General features: G+C 68.6%; 14 protein-coding genes. 3 read left to right on the top strand and 11 right to left on the bottom strand.

Annotation, left to right across the window (positions count from 1 at the left end):
* The 8 genes from NR101_RS09865 to NR101_RS09830 all read right to left on the bottom strand — a co-directional run bounded on the left by NR101_RS09865 (position 1) and on the right by NR101_RS09830 (position 8,440).
* Complete coding sequence (locus NR101_RS09865) at positions 1-2,070, bottom strand: tetratricopeptide repeat protein (protein ID WP_256776764.1); 2,070 nt, start codon at positions 2,068-2,070, stop codon at positions 1-3.
* 84 nt (positions 2,071-2,154) lie between these two features.
* The gene (locus NR101_RS09860; RefSeq protein ID WP_256776799.1) at positions 2,155-3,144 is read right to left on the bottom strand and encodes an alpha/beta fold hydrolase; all 990 of its coding nucleotides are present in this window, start codon (positions 3,142-3,144) and stop codon (positions 2,155-2,157) included.
* Positions 3,145-3,200: 56 nt separating this feature from the next.
* Positions 3,201-3,992 carry a lysophospholipid acyltransferase family protein gene (locus tag NR101_RS09855; RefSeq protein WP_256776763.1) on the bottom strand — a complete coding sequence of 264 codons (792 nt, stop codon included), beginning with the start codon at positions 3,990-3,992 and terminating at the stop codon, positions 3,201-3,203.
* A 181-nt stretch (positions 3,993-4,173) separates the two neighbouring features.
* Positions 4,174-4,611 carry a hotdog fold thioesterase gene (locus tag NR101_RS09850; RefSeq protein WP_256776762.1) on the bottom strand — a complete coding sequence of 146 codons (438 nt, stop codon included), beginning with the start codon at positions 4,609-4,611 and terminating at the stop codon, positions 4,174-4,176.
* Positions 4,612-4,637: 26 nt separating this feature from the next.
* On the bottom strand, positions 4,638-6,722 hold the full coding sequence (locus NR101_RS09845) for a phospholipase D family protein (RefSeq protein ID WP_256776761.1): 2,085 nt from the start codon (positions 6,720-6,722) through the stop codon (positions 4,638-4,640).
* Positions 6,719-7,309 (bottom strand): YceI family protein, encoded by a 591-nt coding sequence (locus tag NR101_RS09840; RefSeq protein ID WP_256776760.1) that lies wholly within the window; start codon positions 7,307-7,309, stop codon positions 6,719-6,721. Before NR101_RS09840 ends, NR101_RS09845 begins: the two co-directional genes overlap by 4 nt.
* A gap of 4 nt (positions 7,310-7,313) precedes the next feature.
* The gene (locus tag NR101_RS09835) at positions 7,314-7,790 is read right to left on the bottom strand and encodes a histidine phosphatase family protein (protein WP_256776759.1); all 477 of its coding nucleotides are present in this window, start codon (positions 7,788-7,790) and stop codon (positions 7,314-7,316) included.
* A gap of 17 nt (positions 7,791-7,807) precedes the next feature.
* A complete protein-coding gene (locus tag NR101_RS09830) occupies positions 7,808-8,440 on the bottom strand; it encodes a ParA family protein (RefSeq protein ID WP_256776758.1) in 633 nt (210 codons plus the stop codon).
* A 130-nt stretch (positions 8,441-8,570) separates the two neighbouring features.
* Here NR101_RS09830 and NR101_RS09825 point away from each other — a divergent pair, with 130 nt between their 5' ends.
* The gene (locus NR101_RS09825) at positions 8,571-10,055 is read left to right on the top strand and encodes an AAA family ATPase (RefSeq protein WP_256776757.1); all 1,485 of its coding nucleotides are present in this window, start codon (positions 8,571-8,573) and stop codon (positions 10,053-10,055) included.
* A gap of 703 nt (positions 10,056-10,758) precedes the next feature.
* On the opposite strand, the gene NR101_RS09820 is transcribed toward NR101_RS09825, so the two are convergent.
* The 3 genes from NR101_RS09820 to NR101_RS09810 form a co-directional block, all read right to left on the bottom strand.
* On the bottom strand, positions 10,759-11,673 hold the full coding sequence (locus tag NR101_RS09820) for an AEC family transporter (protein WP_256776756.1): 915 nt from the start codon (positions 11,671-11,673) through the stop codon (positions 10,759-10,761).
* A gap of 115 nt (positions 11,674-11,788) precedes the next feature.
* Positions 11,789-12,439 (bottom strand): tetratricopeptide repeat protein, encoded by a 651-nt coding sequence (locus tag NR101_RS09815; RefSeq protein WP_256776755.1) that lies wholly within the window; start codon positions 12,437-12,439, stop codon positions 11,789-11,791.
* Positions 12,440-12,600: 161 nt separating this feature from the next.
* Positions 12,601-13,221, bottom strand: a complete 621-nt coding sequence (locus tag NR101_RS09810) for a DUF938 domain-containing protein (protein ID WP_256776754.1) — start codon at positions 13,219-13,221, stop codon at positions 12,601-12,603.
* A 143-nt stretch (positions 13,222-13,364) separates the two neighbouring features.
* Between NR101_RS09810 and NR101_RS09805 the strand changes: the two genes are divergently transcribed.
* A complete protein-coding gene (locus NR101_RS09805) occupies positions 13,365-14,993 on the top strand; it encodes a TldD/PmbA family protein (RefSeq protein ID WP_256776753.1) in 1,629 nt (542 codons plus the stop codon).
* A gap of 57 nt (positions 14,994-15,050) precedes the next feature.
* The coding region (locus NR101_RS09800) for a DNA gyrase modulator (RefSeq protein WP_306175479.1) at positions 15,051-16,062 on the top strand (1,012 nt) is incomplete at its 3' end.

The following is a 16,062-nucleotide window of genomic DNA, read 5'->3' as shown; positions in this document are numbered from 1 at the left end:
TCACTGTTCCGGGTAACCAAGGCGAACGGCGACCGGGGTCAACAACGCGAACGCCGGGGCCATCAGCTCGCGGTAGTGGCGCCATTCCCCACTCGGCATGCGCGGCGGGCCCAGCGTCGGCGCCGGCGGCAGGCGCGTGCCGAGCAGCCGGCCCAGATGCTCGGCCATCACCGCCGGATCGTTGCCGATGTCGTCGATGCGCACCAGCGCGTGCGGGTACAGGTCCTGTTCGTGCAGGGTGGCCACCTGCGTCAGCGCGCGGGCCAGCCACTCGGCCGCCTCGTTGATGGAGGTCACCGCCAGCGGTGCGGGCGCGCCGTTGGCCAGCCAGTGCAGCAGCATGTCGCGCGGGTCGCGCAGCACCAGCAGCAGGCGGCCTTCGGGCAGCTGCGGGCGCAGCGCCCACAGCAGGGCGTTGTCCCACCACAGCAGCCAGTCGATCAGGTTGGCGTCGGCCAGACCGCGCGACGGCATCTGCTCACGCCACTGCTCCACCAGCCGCTCGGGGCTGAGTTTGCCGGTCGAGAGGTCCTGCAGGGTGTGGTAATTCTGGAAGGCGTCGTCGGGCGGATTGGGCCCGTAGCGGTCGCCACGCAGCACCGGGCTGGCGGCGGCGATCGCGGCGATCACCCGCTCCACGCCGGAGCCGGGCGCGCCCCAGACGAACATCGGGCGGGCGGTGTTGTCTTCGCTGATCGTGCCGATCTCCGGCCAGCTCAGCGGGGCCTTGGCCTGCGGCGGCAGTGGCAGGCGCTGGCTGGCCTCGGCCGCATGCAGCTCGACCCACGTGCGCAGGGCGTCGGCGTGCTGGCCGGCCTCGTGCTGCACCGACCCCAGCCACGCGCGCAGGCTCGGCTTGGCGGCCTCCTCGGCGGTGTCATGGATGGCCTGCACGCGCGCCACCGCAGCAGCGGGGTCGCGTGCCATCAGGGCCTCGACGATGCGGGTTTCACCGCTGGCGCGGCCCGGTTCGATGGCCACGATGCGCCGTGCCACGGCTTCGGCGGCGTCGTTCTCGCCGGCCATGTCGTGCAGGCGCAGGCGCGTTTCCATCGCCGACAGGTGCTCGGGCATGGCCTGCAGCCAGCGCTCGGCCACCGCGACCGATCCGGCACTGCCCACCGCTTCGATGGACAGCCGTGCCAGCCACAGGTCGTGCAGCTGCGGGTGGGTCTCCAGCAGCGCATCGAGGGTGTCACGCGCCTGCTGTTCGCGGCCCAGGCGCTGCCAGGCCATCAGCAGCAGCTGCAGGGTCTGGCGATCGGCGGGGGTCTGCTCCAGCACCGGCAGCAGGTGTTCCAGTGCCTGCAGCGGCTGCCCGGACTGCAGCTCCAGCTCGCCGGCCAGGCGGCGCATGGCCGGGGTGTCGCCCTCGGCCGTGGCCAGGATCTGGCGCATGGTCGCTGCGGCGCCATCGGTGTTGCCCTGGCGGACCTGCAGCTGCACCAGCAGGCCCTGCAGCGACGTCAGTGCGGGGCTGAGGTCCAGCACGCGGCGGAACGCCTGCTCGGCGAAGGCCAGCATGTCCTTGCCCAGGTAGGCAAAGCCCAGCGCGTACAGCACCCGCGGATCGTTGGGCAGGGCCTGGGCGGCGGCCGACAGCAGGGCCACCGCGCGGTCGCCCTCGCCGCGGCGCAGCGCGATCATGCCGTTCAACGCGGCCAGCTCGGGGTGGTCTTCATCCACGCGGCTGGCGGTGCGGGTGATCTTCTCGGCCTCGTCCACGTCGTTGCGGGCCAGCGCCATGTGCGCCTGCATCAGATAGGCGGTCAGCTCGTTGGGGTTGAGCGTGGCGGTGCGGTCCAGCGCCGAACCGGCCGCCTCGAACTGGCGCAGCGCCAGCAGCAGGCCGGCGTGCTGCAGATGCAGATCGGGGTTATCCGGGGCCAGCGCCAGCGCCTGTTGCAGGCTGTCCAGGGCGGCATCGAACTGGCCCTGTTGTTGCAGCGACAGGGCCAGCCAGCGGTGCGCCTGCGGCTGCTCCGGCTCGGCACTGGTCCATTGCCGCGCAAGCTGCACGGCTTCGTCGGCCGCATTGCGGCGCAGGGCTTGGAGAATCTTGTCTTGCATGACGGTCCAGCTTGGGGTCAAACCCCGATTGTAGAACACGTCATGCGGCGCACCGTGGTCGGGGTGCCCAACCCCCGGGCGAGGTCAGCCGACGGTTTCGATGCGCAGGCGCTGTGCGACCCAGCGCTCGGAGAAACCATCGCCCCGCCAGTTCTCCAGGAAGCCGCAATGGCCGCCCCACGGGGCGATTTCCAGGTGGGCGTGGGCGGGCAGGCGCCAGCCGTTGAAGGTGGCGAAGGGGATGACCGGGTCATCCTTGGCCATCAGGATGTCGGCCGGCACGGTCAGCTCGGCCAGGCGGTCGCCGGCGATCGAGTAGCCATCGAAGTAGGCCTGCAGCGAGCCGAAATCGGTATGGTGCTCGACCAGCCACGCGGTGAGCGCGCGGATGTCGAGCTTGAGCACCTGGTCGTCCCAATCGCTCAGCTCGGGGAACAGATCACGCTTGCGCCGCAGCGAGCCGGCCCACTTGCGGCGGAAGTACCAGTCATACATCGCCGGGCCGTTCTCGATGCTCTCCATGGTGATGGCCGGATCGAGCACCGGGCAGACCGAGGCCACCCGGCGCAGCGGGACGCCGGCAGAAGGCGCGCGCAGCGCCAGGCGCAGCACGAAGTTGCCGCCCAGCGAATAGCCGGCCGCCACCAGCGGCAGCTGCGGCCAGCGCCGGGCGATGTCACCGGCGGCCTGCACCACTTCATCGATGCGGTTGGAATGGAAGATGCCGGGATTGAGGTGATGGGTGTTGCCGTGGTCGCGGAAGTTCAGCCGGACCACGTCGAAGCCCTCTTCGAGCATGCGCGCGGCGGTCATGCGCATGTAGCTGGACTCGGCGCTGCCTTCCCAGCCGTGCAGCAGCAGCGCCATGCCGATCGGCTCGCGGCCCTGGACATGGCTGTGCCAGCCCTGCAGCCGCACGCCCTGGCCGCCGTCCAGGATCAGTTCTTCGGTGACCGCGCCGGTGGCGGCCAGCAACGTCAGCCCACGCTGCATGCGCATGCGGCTGGAGCTGAGCATGGACTGCAGGTGCGGATTGCGCAGCCAACGCGGCGGGAGGTAGTCGGCAGCGGTCAACATGGGCGGCAGACTGCTCCCGGCTGCGACGCTGGCGCGTGAAGGGCCGCCATGCACTACTCGGCGGACATCGCCGCCAGGATGCGCGCACGCGAGGTTTCCGCGATGCGGCGACGGCCTTCCAGATCCTGGGTTCCGATGGGCGCCAGAAAATGTACTTCGGCACGGCGTGCCGGTTCCCCCAGCAGGCGCAGGAAATTGGCGAAGAAGCTCTCGCCCGGGCCGAACGCTACGATGGCCTGGGCATCGCCACGCCAACCGTAACGCAGCGCCACCGGCTGCACCGGGACCTGGGCTTCGACCGCTGCCTGGAAGATGCGCGCGTGGAACGGGCCCACGTCATGGCCACCACGGGTACGTCCTTCCGGGAACACGCCCACCGCCTTGCCCTCGCGCAGGCGCACCACCATTTCCTGCATGACCCCACCGAGCGACTCGGTACTGCCGCGCTGGTGGAAGATGGTCTGGCCGCGCGCGGCCAACCAGCCGACCACCGGCCAGCTGGCAATCTCGCGCTTGGCCACAAAGCCCATCATGCGCTGGCTGTGCAGCATGTTGATGTCGACCCAGCTGACGTGATTGGCCACGAACAGCACCGCGCCCGGCAGCGGCGTACCGATCCGGTGCAAGCGGAAGCCGAAGATCCACATCAGGCCAGTGGACCAGAGGTTCACCGCGGCATGTTCGAACAGGCGGCTGCCCACGCGCATGCGTCCCCACGGCGGCAGCATGGCGATCAGCAACATCGGCAGGAACAGCAACAGGTGGACCAGCAGCAGCGGTACGCGGTACAGATAACGGCACACACGCGCCACGCCGCCACGTGAGGCCGGGGTGGGGGAAGTCATCCGCGCACGATACCCGAGCGCCGCAGGCTCTGCCAGCCGAAAACGGACAAATCGATGGCAATGCAGGGCCAGACGCCGCAGGCGGTCAAGCGGGTGCCCGGTTGCGGCACGGCGTCGGCGCCGACCATGCGCTGGCGCACTGGGATGGCCGGCGCAACACAGCATCCACGCGTTGGATCGATCAGCCGGGGCGGACCGCCGGCACCACGGCCAGGGTCAACCGCGAGGTGCACACCAGGCGTCCGCCGTCGTCTTCGATACGGATGTCCCACACCTGCGTGCTGCGGCCCACGTGCACCGCACGCGCCGTGCCGGTGACCACGCCGCTGCGCATCGCACGGATGTGGTTGGCGTTGATCTCCAGGCCCACGCAGACCTGCGCGCGGGTATCCACGCACAGGTTGCCGGCGCTGCTGCCGAGGGTTTCGGCCAGCACCACCGACGCACCGCCGTGCAGGATGCCGTAGGGCTGGCGGGTGCGTTCGTCGACCGGCATGGTCGCGCTGATCCAGTCGTCCCCTGCTGCGGTGAAGGCGATGCCGAGGTGTTCGATCAGGGTGTTGCGGCTGAGTGCGTTGAGTGCCTCGATCGACACCGCTTCGCGGAATACCTGGGCCATGCGGCGTCTCCGTGCGACGAAAAAAATTACAGGATGGGCACCAGGCCGGCGCCGAAGGCGGTCAGCATGCGCACCAGCAGCCACTTCGGGCCGACGTTGACCTCGGGGAAGTCACCGACCGAGACGTAGCAGGTGTGGAAATCCTTGTCCTGGCGACGCAGCGGTTCGGGACAGTTCGGACCGGGCTGGAATTCGTAATCGGTGGCGTAGCGCCACGGCCAGAAATCCAGCACCGGCAGGGCTTCGGACGCCTTGCCGACGCTGTAGTTCAGGCCCGACAGCACCGGCGGCTTGATCCGCGGCGCGACCGTCCACGAGTTCTGCGGGTGGATGTCGCGCAGGATGCTCTGGGCCAGGGCCTCGGCGAACACCGGGTCGTCGATGATCACCGCGCCTTCGGTGTTGTAGTTCTCGCTGCGCGGGTCGAAGTTGTGCGTGCCGATCACGCCGATGCGGCGGTCCACCACCATCGACTTGGCATGCAGGCCCATGCGCGCGCCGGTACGGGTGACCGGCAGCGGCTTGTTGACCGCCTTGGTGCCCAGGAACGAGGGCCGGGTTTCGGCACGCAGTACGCGACGTTCGACCACGCTGCCGTCGGTGCGGCGGCGCGCGGCCGGGCCAGGCGTGGGCTGGCGCCGGACCGGGGCGGCCGCGGCAGCGGTGCCCGGAGCAGTGCCGAGGTCCCCCGGGGGGCTGGCATCGGCACTGCGGCGGTTGCCGCTGCCGGCGTTGCCGCGCGCGTTGCTGCCGGCGGCACTGCCCCCGATCAGGCTGCTGCGCTTGCCGTCCGAGGCGGGCGCCTCGCCCAGCGGGGCCGGCAGCAGGTTGCGGTAATCGACCGGGGCATCCAGCGGGAACGGCTTGAACTCGTAAAGGTTGAAGCCCAGCTCGCGCATGTTGCGGCGTTTGTACTTGTAGGACAGCGCGTAGACGATCGGGTTGTCGGTGGCCGCCAGGCTGTTGGTGGAGACCACGATGCGCGGCGGCTGTTCGCGCTTGCGCAGGTCGCGGAACAGCTTGCGCGCCGGCTTGGACAGCACCAGGTAGGGCGTCTGCAGCAGCACTTCGGTCTGCGCGCTGGCGATCAGCGCATCCAACTGCGGCTCGGTGACGTGCTGGCCGTTGGTCGGTTGGCTGGGGCGTTCGCGGCGATGCTTGCGCGGCAGATCGGCGACATAGCGCACCGAAGCCACCGCCAGGGCGGTATCCACGAACGCACGGCTGACGTAGCCCGGGTCGTTGGCCTCGTCGCTGACCCGCTGCAGCCGCTGCGGATTGCGGTAGTCGGGCACCGGCATCTGCGGCGCGCCGGTCTTGAGCAGGGCGGCGCCGACATCGTTGAGGCGTTCGGCCGGGACACTGCGCGGGGCGCGCCAGAACGCGTCGAAGTTGGTCGCCATCTCACGCACTTCCGGCCCGGCCACCAGCACGTCGCGGTCGCGGAAGTTGTATTCGCTGTCCCAGTCGTAATAGTCGTCCTGGTAGTTGCGTCCACCGACCACGCCGAGCGCATCGTCGATTACCAGCAGCTTGTTGTGCATGCGCTGGTTGAAGCGGCGGAAGCAGCACAGCACGCTGGCGGCGTAGTCGACGTAGTTCAGCCGGGCCTTGCCGAAGGTCGGGTTGTAGACGCGCAGTTCGAAATTCTGGTGGCTGCTGGCCAGCGCACCGAGGATCTGCAGGTCGGAGATCGCCGAGAGCTGGTCGATCAGCACCCGTACCTTGACCCCGCGCCGGGCGGCGGCCAGCAGTTCGTCCAGCACCAGCCGGGCGCTGTCGTCCTTGTCGAAGATGTAGGTCTGCAGGTCGATGCTGCGGGTGGCGCTGCGGATCAGGTTGAGCCGGGCGACCAGCGACACTTCGCCTTCGTCGATGATGGTGGCGTAGTGGCGCGGCGCCGCCTCGGTGGACTCGGCGAATGCCTTGCCGCCGAGCGCGCGCAGGGGTGAATCCAGGGCGCAACGGTCCGGCGCGGTGCAGTCGACCACGCTCGAACGCGCCTGCACGGCGATGCCGGCGGCGCGCTCGCGCTCGGCGTTGGACAGCGACGCACAGCCGCTCCCCAGCAACAGCGTTGCCAGCAGTACCACCCGCAGCCATGGATTCACGGTTTCGGCGCCTCGCTCAGACGCGCACGCAATACAAAGGTCACTCGATCACTCAATGCTAGTTGCCAGCTGTCCATTCCATACCGGCCACGCTGCACGGTACCGCGGCTGACCACGTCGCAATCATACCCGGCCCGCGGGCAGGCCGCCGGCTCCACCCGCAGCGTCTCGGGGTGGCTGACCCCCCGCAGGATCAACCGGCCCTGCACCCCGCCGCCCTTGTCCACTACCTCGGGCCAGTACGGGACGGAGTCGAATTCGACCACCGGGTAGCGCGCCGAGTCGAAGAACTCCTCCCCGCGCATCCAGCCGGTGTAGCGGTCCTTGCCGGGAATCTCCACGTAGCGGGTGAACATCCGCAGGTGCACCTGGTGGCGCCCATCGGGCAGCACCTCGATACGCCCCTCGAAACGCGGGAACTCCCCTTCGATGCGTTGCCCCAGCCGGGTGCGGATCTCGAAGCCGAAGCGCGAGCGCGCGGTATCGAACGCCAGCACCTGGCGGGGCGCTTCGGCCGGCGGTTCGGCGCAGGCCACGTCGGCTGCCAGTGCCAGCAGGCAGCCCAGCAGCGCGCGCACTACCGTCATGGGGTCACGGCCACCAGAAGGCGGTCAGGGTGCCCACGCCGGGCTCGATGCGGGCCTCACGGTCGAAGGCCAGTACCGCGATGCCACCGGGCGGCATGCCGCGGTAGTCGCTGCTGGTACCTTCGCTCATCAGCGCTACCAACCGTTCCAGGCCGGGGTTGTGACCGACCACCAGCAGGCGCTCGACATCACGACGTTCATCGATCAGGCCGGCCAGGGTGCCGGGGGTGGCGTCGTAGACGGCATCTTCAAGCCGCTTTTCGACGAAGCCGGTAATGCCCAGGACCGCTTCGAGGGTTTCGCGGGTCCGCCGCGAGGGCGAGCACAGCACGCAGTCGGGCAGCAGGTTGTTCTCCTTCAGCCAGCGGCCGGCCGCTTCGGCTTCGGCCAGGCCGATGGGCGACAACGGGCGGTCAAGGTCGGCCTGGCCGGTACCGGCGGCTTCGGCGTGGGCGTGGCGCAGCAGGATCAGTTCTCGCATAAAGGCTCTCTTCCGGATCAGGCTTTCTTCAGCCACTTCAACAGTGGCTCCCAGTCACTCTGGTGCTCGCGCACCTGCGCGGAGCGGTAATCGAACAGGCTGCGTCCCAGCCCGACCATCACCACGTAACTCTGGCTGTCGCGCAGCTGGGCGACAACCTCGTAAGGCCATTCGGCCAGCATCTGCATGGCCTGCTGGGAGGTCTGGGTCCACGGCTTGGTGCGGTTGAGCACCAGCCCCACCGGCAGCGCGCGGCGGTGCACGCGCGGCACTTTGGACAGACTGTTGAGAAAGCCGACGATGGCTTCGATGTCCAGCGCGGAGGGCAGCACCGGGACCACGACGGCATCGGCAACATCGAGGAAGTGGCCCAGATCGTCGGCCAATGCACCGGCGGGGGCGTCGATGACGACCTGGTCGGTGCCGTCGGGGATCAGCTTTTCCCAGCCCTTCTTGCGGTACACGTCGATCGGCAGCACGGCGCTTTCGAGCATCGAGCGGCGCTGCGCCCAGCGGGTGCTGGAGCCTTGCGGATCGGCGTCGGCCAGTACGGTCCGTTTGCCGTCCAGGGCGGCATGCGCCGCCAGGTGGGTAGCGACGGTGGTTTTGCCCACCCCACCCTTGGAACCGGCTACCAGGATCGTCTTCATGCCAGCCTCGCTTCCGGGGAACGTCGTCGCAGCGTACACCGCCCTCCGTGACGGAGATAGTCGCACTGCTGAACCCCTGCGTGGCCCGGCGCTTTGCTATCGTGCGCGATCCAAAGGATTGCAAGCCGGCATGAGCGAGTTACAGGACCTGAGCGCACTCATCCGCGCCAACACCCCGCTGATCATCATCGAGACCCAGGACGAGGGTCGCATCGTGGAGCTGTTCCGGCAGACCCTGATGCATGTCTGGCGTGCCCTGCACCGCTGGTCGATCACCGAGGGCCTGCGCCGCATCGACATGGACCGCGAGGACGACCCGGTCGGCCCGCCCGATGCCAGCTCGGCCCTGCAGATGATCCGCCAGGCCGAACAGCGCGGCATCTACCTGCTGCTGGATTTCCATCCCTACCTGGGCTACGCCAGCCACCAGCGCGCGCTGCGCGACCTGATCCAGCGCCGCCACTGCCAGGCCCACGTGCTGGTGTTGATCGGGGCCAAGGTCGAACTGCCGGCCGAGCTGGAGGCGTTGGCAACCCGCTTCAACCCGCGCCTGCCCGACCTCAACGCGCTGCTGAAGATGCTGCGCGAGGAGGCCGAGGCCTATGCCCGCGAGAACGGCGGGCGCCGGGTGGAAGTGGACAACGAGGCCGTCAAGAAGATCCTGCACAACCTGCGCGGCCTGAGCATGGTGGACGCGCGGCGGATCGCGCGGCAGCTGATCTTCGCCGACGGCGCGCTCAGCCAGGACGACCTGCCGCAGCTGGCCCGGCTCAAGTTCGAGCTGCTCAACCGCGCCGGCCACCTGCATTACGAATACGACACCACCCGCTTCGCCGACGTGGCCGGGGCCAACCGGCTCAAGCGCTGGGTCAACCAGCGCCGTCCGATCTTCCTCGGCGGCCAGGGCCCGGCCGGGCTGGATCCGCCCAAGGGCATGCTGTTGCTGGGGGTGCAGGGCTGCGGCAAGTCGATGCTGGCCAAGGCCACCGCCGCCGGCTTCGGGGTGCCGTTGCTGCGCCTGGACTTCGGCAGCCTGTATGACAAGTACCACGGCGAGACCGAGAAGAATCTGCGCGAGGCACTGGCCTCGGCCGAACAGCTGGCGCCCTGCGTGCTGTGGATCGACGAGATTGAAAAGGGCCTGGCCAGTGGCGGCGAGGACGGGGGCGTGTCGCGCCGCGTGCTCGGCCACCTGCTGACCTGGCTGGCCGAGCGCAAGAGCACGGTGTTCATCGTGGCCACCGCCAACCAGGTGCACGAGCTGCCGGCCGAACTGCTGCGCAAGGGTCGCTTCGACGAGATTTTCTTCATCGACCTGCCCGACGCCAACACCCGGGTGGAACTGCTGCGCCTGCACCTGGGCCGGCGCCAGCTCAATGCCGACGATTTCGCGCTGCCGGCGCTGGCTGCGGCCAGCGATGGGTTCTCGGGTGCGGAGATCGAACAGGCGGTGGTCGCCGGGCTGTATGCCGCCCATGCGGAAACGCGCGTACTCGATACCGAGCTGCTGATGCAGGAGATCCGCAGCAGCCGTCCGTTGTCGGTACTGATGGCCGAGCAGGTCACCGCGCTGCGCGAATGGGCACGCGGCCGCACGGTCAGCGCAGACGAGTAACGCCGATCACCGGCGCGTAGAGCCGACCGTTGGTCGGCTGCTTCGTGGATCGGCGGTGTCGTGGGTCGGCGCTGTCGGTGGCCTTGGGTGGAGCAGCCGACCAACGGTCGGCTCTACCGGGTTTTGTGCGGTGTCGGTGGCCTTGGGTGGAGCATCCGACCAACGGTCGGCTCTACCGGGTCTTGTGCGGTGTCGGTGGCCTTGGGTGGAGCAGCCGACCAACGGTCGGCTCTACCGGGTTTTGTGCGGTGTCGGTGGCCTTGGGTGGAGCATCCGACCAACGGTCGGCTCTACCGGGTCTTGTGCGGTGTCGGTGGCCTTGGGTGGAGCAGCCGACCAACGGTCGGCTCTACCGGGTTTTGTGCGGTGTCGGTGGCCTTGGGTGGAGCATCCGACCAACGGTCGGCTCTACCGGGTCTTGTGCGGTGTCGGTGGCCTTGGGTGGAGCAGCCGACCAACGGTCGGCTCTACCGGGTTTTGTGCGGTGTCGGTGGCCTTGGGTGGAGCATCCGACCAACGGTCGGCTCTACCGGGTCTTGTGCGGTGTCGGTGGCCTTGGGTGGAGCAGCCGACCAACGGTCGGCTCTACCGGGTTTTGTGCGGTGTCGGTGGCCCTGGGTGGAGCAGCCGACCAACGGTCGGCTCTACCGGGTTTTATGCGGTGTCGGTGGTCATGGGTGGAGCAGCCGACCAACGGTCGGCTCTACCCGGGGTGCTGCAGCAGCCACGCCCAGGCTGGCAGCGTCACCAGCGCGAACACGATGCCGTAGCCGACCATCGCCGCGGCCAGGCGCGGGGCCAGCTGGTGCGAGATCGCCAGGGCGGCGGCAGTGATCATGGTCGGCATCGCCGATTCCAGTACGTTGACCTGCAGCATCGTGCCGTGCAGGCCGAACAGCCAGGCCAGCGGCACCGCCAACGCCGGCATCACCAGCAGCTTGAGCAGCAGCCCGATGCCCAGTGGCGTGAGTTCGCTGCGCGACAGCCGCAACCGGATCGACAGCCCCACCGCGAGCATCACCAGCGGCAGCATCGCATCGGCCAACTGCTTCAGCGCGGTGCCGATCCAACCCGGCGGCTGCGCGGGCATCAGCACCAGCGCGAACAGCAGGGCCCACAGCGGCGGGAACGCCGCGATGCGCGCCAGCACCTGGGCTGCGCTCGGCGGGGTATCACCGCTGTAGCGGGCGATCACGTACAAGCCGAACGTGGACAGCAGCACGAACGTGCCGAACTGGTCATAGACCACCGCGTACGGCAGGGCCGCATCGCCCAGCAGCGCGCGCACCATCGGATAGCCGATGAAGCTGGAGTTGGCCAGGGTCACGCAGATCAGCAACACGGCGTGCACGTCGCGGGCGAATCCGCACAGGCGCGTAGCCAGCGACACCAGCGCCCAGCTGGCCAGCATCAGCAGCCAGGGCGTGGCCATCAGCCCGACCAGGCTCACGTCCAGATGCAGGCGTGGCACGTAGGTGAGCACCGCCGCCGGCAGGCACACGTAGAGCACCACGCGGTTGAGGACCTCGGCGCTGTTGTCGGGCAGCGTGCGCAGGCGCGCGAACAGCATGCCCAGGCCGAGCATGGTGAGGATCAGGGCGAATGCATCGAAGGCCATTGCGGCAGCCTAGCCGATGCGTACGCGGCGACGGCCTCGACCTTGGTCGAAGCCGAAGCTCATCGCGCCGCTTGCCACCGACAGCGACCGCACGAGGCGGCCGCCCCCGATCGGATCAGGGCCAGGCCGGCGGTTGCGCCGCCCAGGCCTTCTGCACCTCGGCCAGGGTCTTGCGCTCGCTATCGCGCCAGCTCGGCAGCAGCGTGGCGTAGTTGGCCGTACTGCTCCATTGCTGCGGCTCGGTGCGGACCGCCGCGGCATACCAGCGCACCGCCTCGTCCTTGCGTCCGAGGGTCCACAGCGCCAGCGCGTAGGTGGCCGGCACCCACGCGGCATTGCCGCGCAGGCCACCCTGGGCACTGCTCCACTGGGCCAGTGCCGCGTCGACCTCACCCAGCCGGAACAGGTCCCAGCCGTAGTTCCAGCGCACCGTGCGTCCGGCCGCGGTGGTGGCCGTGGTGCTGCCGATGGCCTCGGCATACAGGCTGCGGCCCAGCTCCGGACGCCCCTGCGCGAACGCCACGCCCGCCAGCTGTACGGTGGCGTCGAGCGTCCTGCGCCCGCGCTCGCGCTGCTTCATGAGCTGGTCGACCAGATCACTGCTGTCGGCAGGCACCACCACCGCCGGAACGGCGGCGGCATCCTGGTCGAAATAGAACTCCTGCACTGCCGGCAGCGATTGCGCCGCCACCCCGAACGCGGCCAACGCCGCCGTCAATCCAGCCGCCAGCATCACGCCGGCCAGCCTGTGTCTTGCCACTGCCATGCAAACTCCCCCGGGTTGTCACAACAACCTCCCGGTCCCGATCCTACCCTCAGCGTGCGTCCCGGCGCGAGTGCCCGGGGGCCATTTCGACGCCACCGCTGCCAACCGCGACGTTCCGGGCGTGCCTGCTGCAGGCGTGCCAGCCGACTTTCCCGGCCTGATCAGCCCCGCCGCCACACCCGCAGCCGGTTGTTGGCGGGCAGGGCCACGTCCTCGATCAGCTGCAGGCCCTGCGCGGCCGCCAGCGCGTCCACCGCCTCCGCATCGCGGATACCTGAATCGGGATCGCGCGCCTTCAACCACCCATCGAACTGGCGGTTGCTGTCGCTGCTGAACTCGCCGTGGTAATTGAACGGCCCGTAGATGCACAACAGCGCGTCGTCCGCCATCACGGCGGGCAACCCGGCGAACAACGCCTGCACGTGCGCCCAGCTCATGATGTGCAGGGTATTGGCGCTGAACACCGCATCGAAGGCGGGCGCGGCATCGGGCAGCGGTGCCAGGCCGGGCTGCGGCGCCAGCACCGCCTGCAACGGCCACGGTGCCGGCGCATTGGGCAGCGCGGCGGTGGCCAGGCGCTCGGCGATGCCGGGCAGATGCTCCGGATGGTCGCTGGCCTGCCAGTGCAGGTGCGGCAGCGCCGCCGCGAAATACGCGGCGTGCTGGCCGGTGCCACTGCCGATCTCAAGCACCGCGTGGCGGTCATGCAGGTGCCGCTGCAGCACCGTCAGGATCGGGTCGCGGTTGCGTTCGCAGGCTTCGGACCACCGCTGCTGGCTCATGGAAGGCTCAAGATGAATTCGACAGCGTGCATCCAACCATGACCGCAGTCACTTGTGCCACTCCCGGTAGCCACCGAAAGTCAAAGACTTGTCCACTGTCGCCGGCGACCCGCCACCGACCGTACCCCGGGGAATCGCAAGCTGTGCAACGCCGTGAGTTTCTGACGCTGTCTGGCATGGGCCTGGCTGGCCTGATGCTGCCGCACTCCCGCCTGATCGCCGCCGAGCAGCTGCTCGAGCCTGGCAACGTGGGCCGCAACAAGGCGCTGGCCGAGGCCGCGCTGGCCGCGGCCAGGCGTGCCGGTGCCAGTTACTGCGACGTGCGCATCGGCCGGTATCTCAACCAGGCGGTGATCACCCGCGAAGCGCAGGTGCAGAACATCACCAACAGCGAGTCCTCGGGTATCGGCATCCGGGTGATCGTCAACGGGGCCTGGGGCTTCGCCGCGACCCACCAGCAGACCCCGGCCGCGGTGCTGGCCACGGTCGAGCAGGCCGCCGCCATCGCCCGGGCCAACGCGCGCATCCAGACCCGCCCGGTGCAGCTGGCGCCGGTGCAGGGGGTCGGCGAGGTGAGCTGGAAGACGCCGATCCGCAAGAACGCGATGGCCGTGCCGATCCAGGACAAGGTCGACCTGCTGCTGGGCTTGAATGCCGCCGCGCTCAACGCGGGCGCCAATTTCATCAACTCCACCCTGTTCCTGGTCAACGAGCAGAAGTACTTCGCCTCCAGCGATGGCTCCTTCATCGACCAGGACGTGCACCGGATCTGGCTGCCGTTCACCGCCACCGCGATCGACAAGGCCAGTGGCAAGTTCCGCACCCGCGCCGGGCTGTCCTCGCCGATGGGCATGGGCTACGAATTCCTCGATGGCGATGCCAGCGGCAAGATCGCCCTTCCCGGCGGCATCACCGCTTACCGCGACTCCTATGACCCGGTCGAAGACGCCATCGCCGCTGCACGGCACGCGCGCGAGAAGCTCAAGGCACCGTCTGTGAAGCCGGGCAAGTACGACCTGGTGCTGGATCCGTCCAACCTGTTCCTGACCATCCACGAGAATGTCGGCCATCCGCTGGAACTGGACCGCGTGCTCGGCTACGAAGCCAACTACGCCGGCACCAGCTTCGCCACCCTGGACAAGCGCGACGCCGGCTTCCGCTGGGGCAGCGAGCAGGTCAACTTCTTCGCCGACAAGACTGCCCCCGGCAGCCTGGGTGCGGTGGGCTACGACGATGAAGGGGTCAAGACCAGGCGCTGGGACCTGGTCAAGGACGGCATCCTGGTGAACTACCAGGCCACCCGCGACGAGGTGCACCTGCTGGGCGAGACCGAATCGCACGGCTGCAGCTACGCCGACTCGTGGTCCAGCGTGCAGTTCCAGCGCATGGCCAATGTGTCGCTGGCCCCGGGCAAGGCGCCGCTGAGCGTGGCCGAGATGATCAAAGACGTGGAGAACGGTATCTACATCCACGGCCGCGGCTCGTACTCGATCGACCAGCAGCGCTTCAACGCGCAGTTCGGCGGCCAGCTGTACTACCAGATCAAGAACGGTGAGATCACCGGCATGGTCGAGGATGCCGCTTACCAGATCCGCACGCCGGAGTTCTGGAATGCCTGCAGCGCGATCTGCGATGCGCGCGACTTCCGTTTCGGTGGTTCGTTCTTCGACGGCAAGGGCCAGCCGGGCCAGGTCTCGGCCGTGTCGCACGGTTCGTCCACCACCCGTTTCAATGGCATCAACATCATCAACACCGCGCGCAGTCTGGGATGAATCTGTCCCGCACCGTCGCCGTTTCCCCGTCCCCCCACACCAACGTGGAGAGCTGCCTTGCAAAGACGTGACTTCCTTGCCCTGACCGGGCTTACCGCAGGCGGCCTGATCGTGCCGTCGTTCTTCGGCAAGGTGATTGCCGCCGAACAGCTGCACAGCACCCTGGACCTGGGGCTGAAGAAGCGCCTGGCCGATGCGGCGCTGGCCGCCGCCCGCCAGGCCGGCGCCACTTACTGCGATGTGCGCATCGGGCGCTACCTGCGCCAGTTCGTGATCACCCGCGAGGACAAGGTGCAGAACGTGGTCAACACCGAATCCACCGGTGTGGGCATCCGCGTGATCGTCAACGGCGCCTGGGGCTTTGCCGCCACCAACCAGCTGGGCACCGCCGATGTGGCCCGTGCCGCCCAGCAGGCTGCGGCGATCGCCAAGGCCAACGCCGGCGTGCAGACCGCGCCGGTACAGCTGGCCGCCGCGCCGGGCGTGGGGGAAGTGAGCTGGAAGACACCGATCCGCAAGAACGCCATGGACGTGCCGATCAAGGAAAAGGTGGACCTGCTGCTGGACGTCAACGCCGCCGCGTTGGCCGCCGGGGCCAGCTTCGTCAATTCGATGCTGTTCCTGGTCAACGAGCAGAAGTACTTCGCCTCCACCGATGGCTCCTACATCGACCAGGACGTGCACCGCATCTGGGCACCGATGACGATCACCGCCATCGACAAGGCCAGCGGCAAGTTCCGCACCCGCGAAGGCCTGTCCTCGCCGATGGGCATGGGCTACGAGTACCTGGACGGCGCCGCCGCCGGCAAGGTGCTCACGCCCAACGGCGTGGTCAACTACAGTTCCTCCTACGACATGAAGGAAGATGCGATCGCCGCGGCCAAACAGGCGCAGGAGAAGCTGAAGGCACCGTCGGTGAAGCCAGGCAAGTACGACCTGATCCTGGACCCGTCGCACACCTGGCTGACCATCCACGAATCGATCGGCCATCCGCTGGAACTGGACCGCGTGCTCGGCTACGAAGCCAACTACGCCGGCACCAGCTTCGCCACCCTGGACAAGCGCGAAC

The sequence above is a fragment of the Stenotrophomonas sp. Ste86 genome (genome assembly GCF_024519465.1).
Lineage (GTDB): Bacteria > Pseudomonadota > Gammaproteobacteria > Xanthomonadales > Xanthomonadaceae > Stenotrophomonas.
The sequence above is the reverse complement of the archived record's forward strand: the minus strand, read 5'-3'. Positions and strand labels throughout refer to the sequence as shown.

What these genes read in the sequence shown, in the direction of transcription:
- NR101_RS09830 (WP_256776758.1), bottom strand. Translation starts at nt 8,440, where the DNA reads ATGAAGACGATCCTGGTAGCCGGTTCCAAGGGTGGGGTGGGCAAAACC.
- NR101_RS09810 (WP_256776754.1), bottom strand. Translation starts at nt 13,221, where the DNA reads ATGAGCCAGCAGCGGTGGTCCGAAGCCTGCGAACGCAACCGCGACCCG.
- NR101_RS09865 (WP_256776764.1), bottom strand. Translation starts at nt 2,070, where the DNA reads ATGCAAGACAAGATTCTCCAAGCCCTGCGCCGCAATGCGGCCGACGAA.
- NR101_RS09855 (WP_256776763.1), bottom strand. Translation starts at nt 3,992, where the DNA reads ATGACTTCCCCCACCCCGGCCTCACGTGGCGGCGTGGCGCGTGTGTGC.
- NR101_RS09835 (WP_256776759.1), bottom strand. Translation starts at nt 7,790, where the DNA reads ATGCGAGAACTGATCCTGCTGCGCCACGCCCACGCCGAAGCCGCCGGT.
- NR101_RS09850 (WP_256776762.1), bottom strand. Translation starts at nt 4,611, where the DNA reads ATGGCCCAGGTATTCCGCGAAGCGGTGTCGATCGAGGCACTCAACGCA.
- NR101_RS09820 (WP_256776756.1), bottom strand. Translation starts at nt 11,673, where the DNA reads ATGGCCTTCGATGCATTCGCCCTGATCCTCACCATGCTCGGCCTGGGC.
- NR101_RS09815 (WP_256776755.1), bottom strand. Translation starts at nt 12,439, where the DNA reads ATGGCAGTGGCAAGACACAGGCTGGCCGGCGTGATGCTGGCGGCTGGA.
- NR101_RS09825 (WP_256776757.1), top strand. Translation starts at nt 8,571, where the DNA reads ATGAGCGAGTTACAGGACCTGAGCGCACTCATCCGCGCCAACACCCCG.
- NR101_RS09840 (WP_256776760.1), bottom strand. Translation starts at nt 7,309, where the DNA reads ATGACGGTAGTGCGCGCGCTGCTGGGCTGCCTGCTGGCACTGGCAGCC.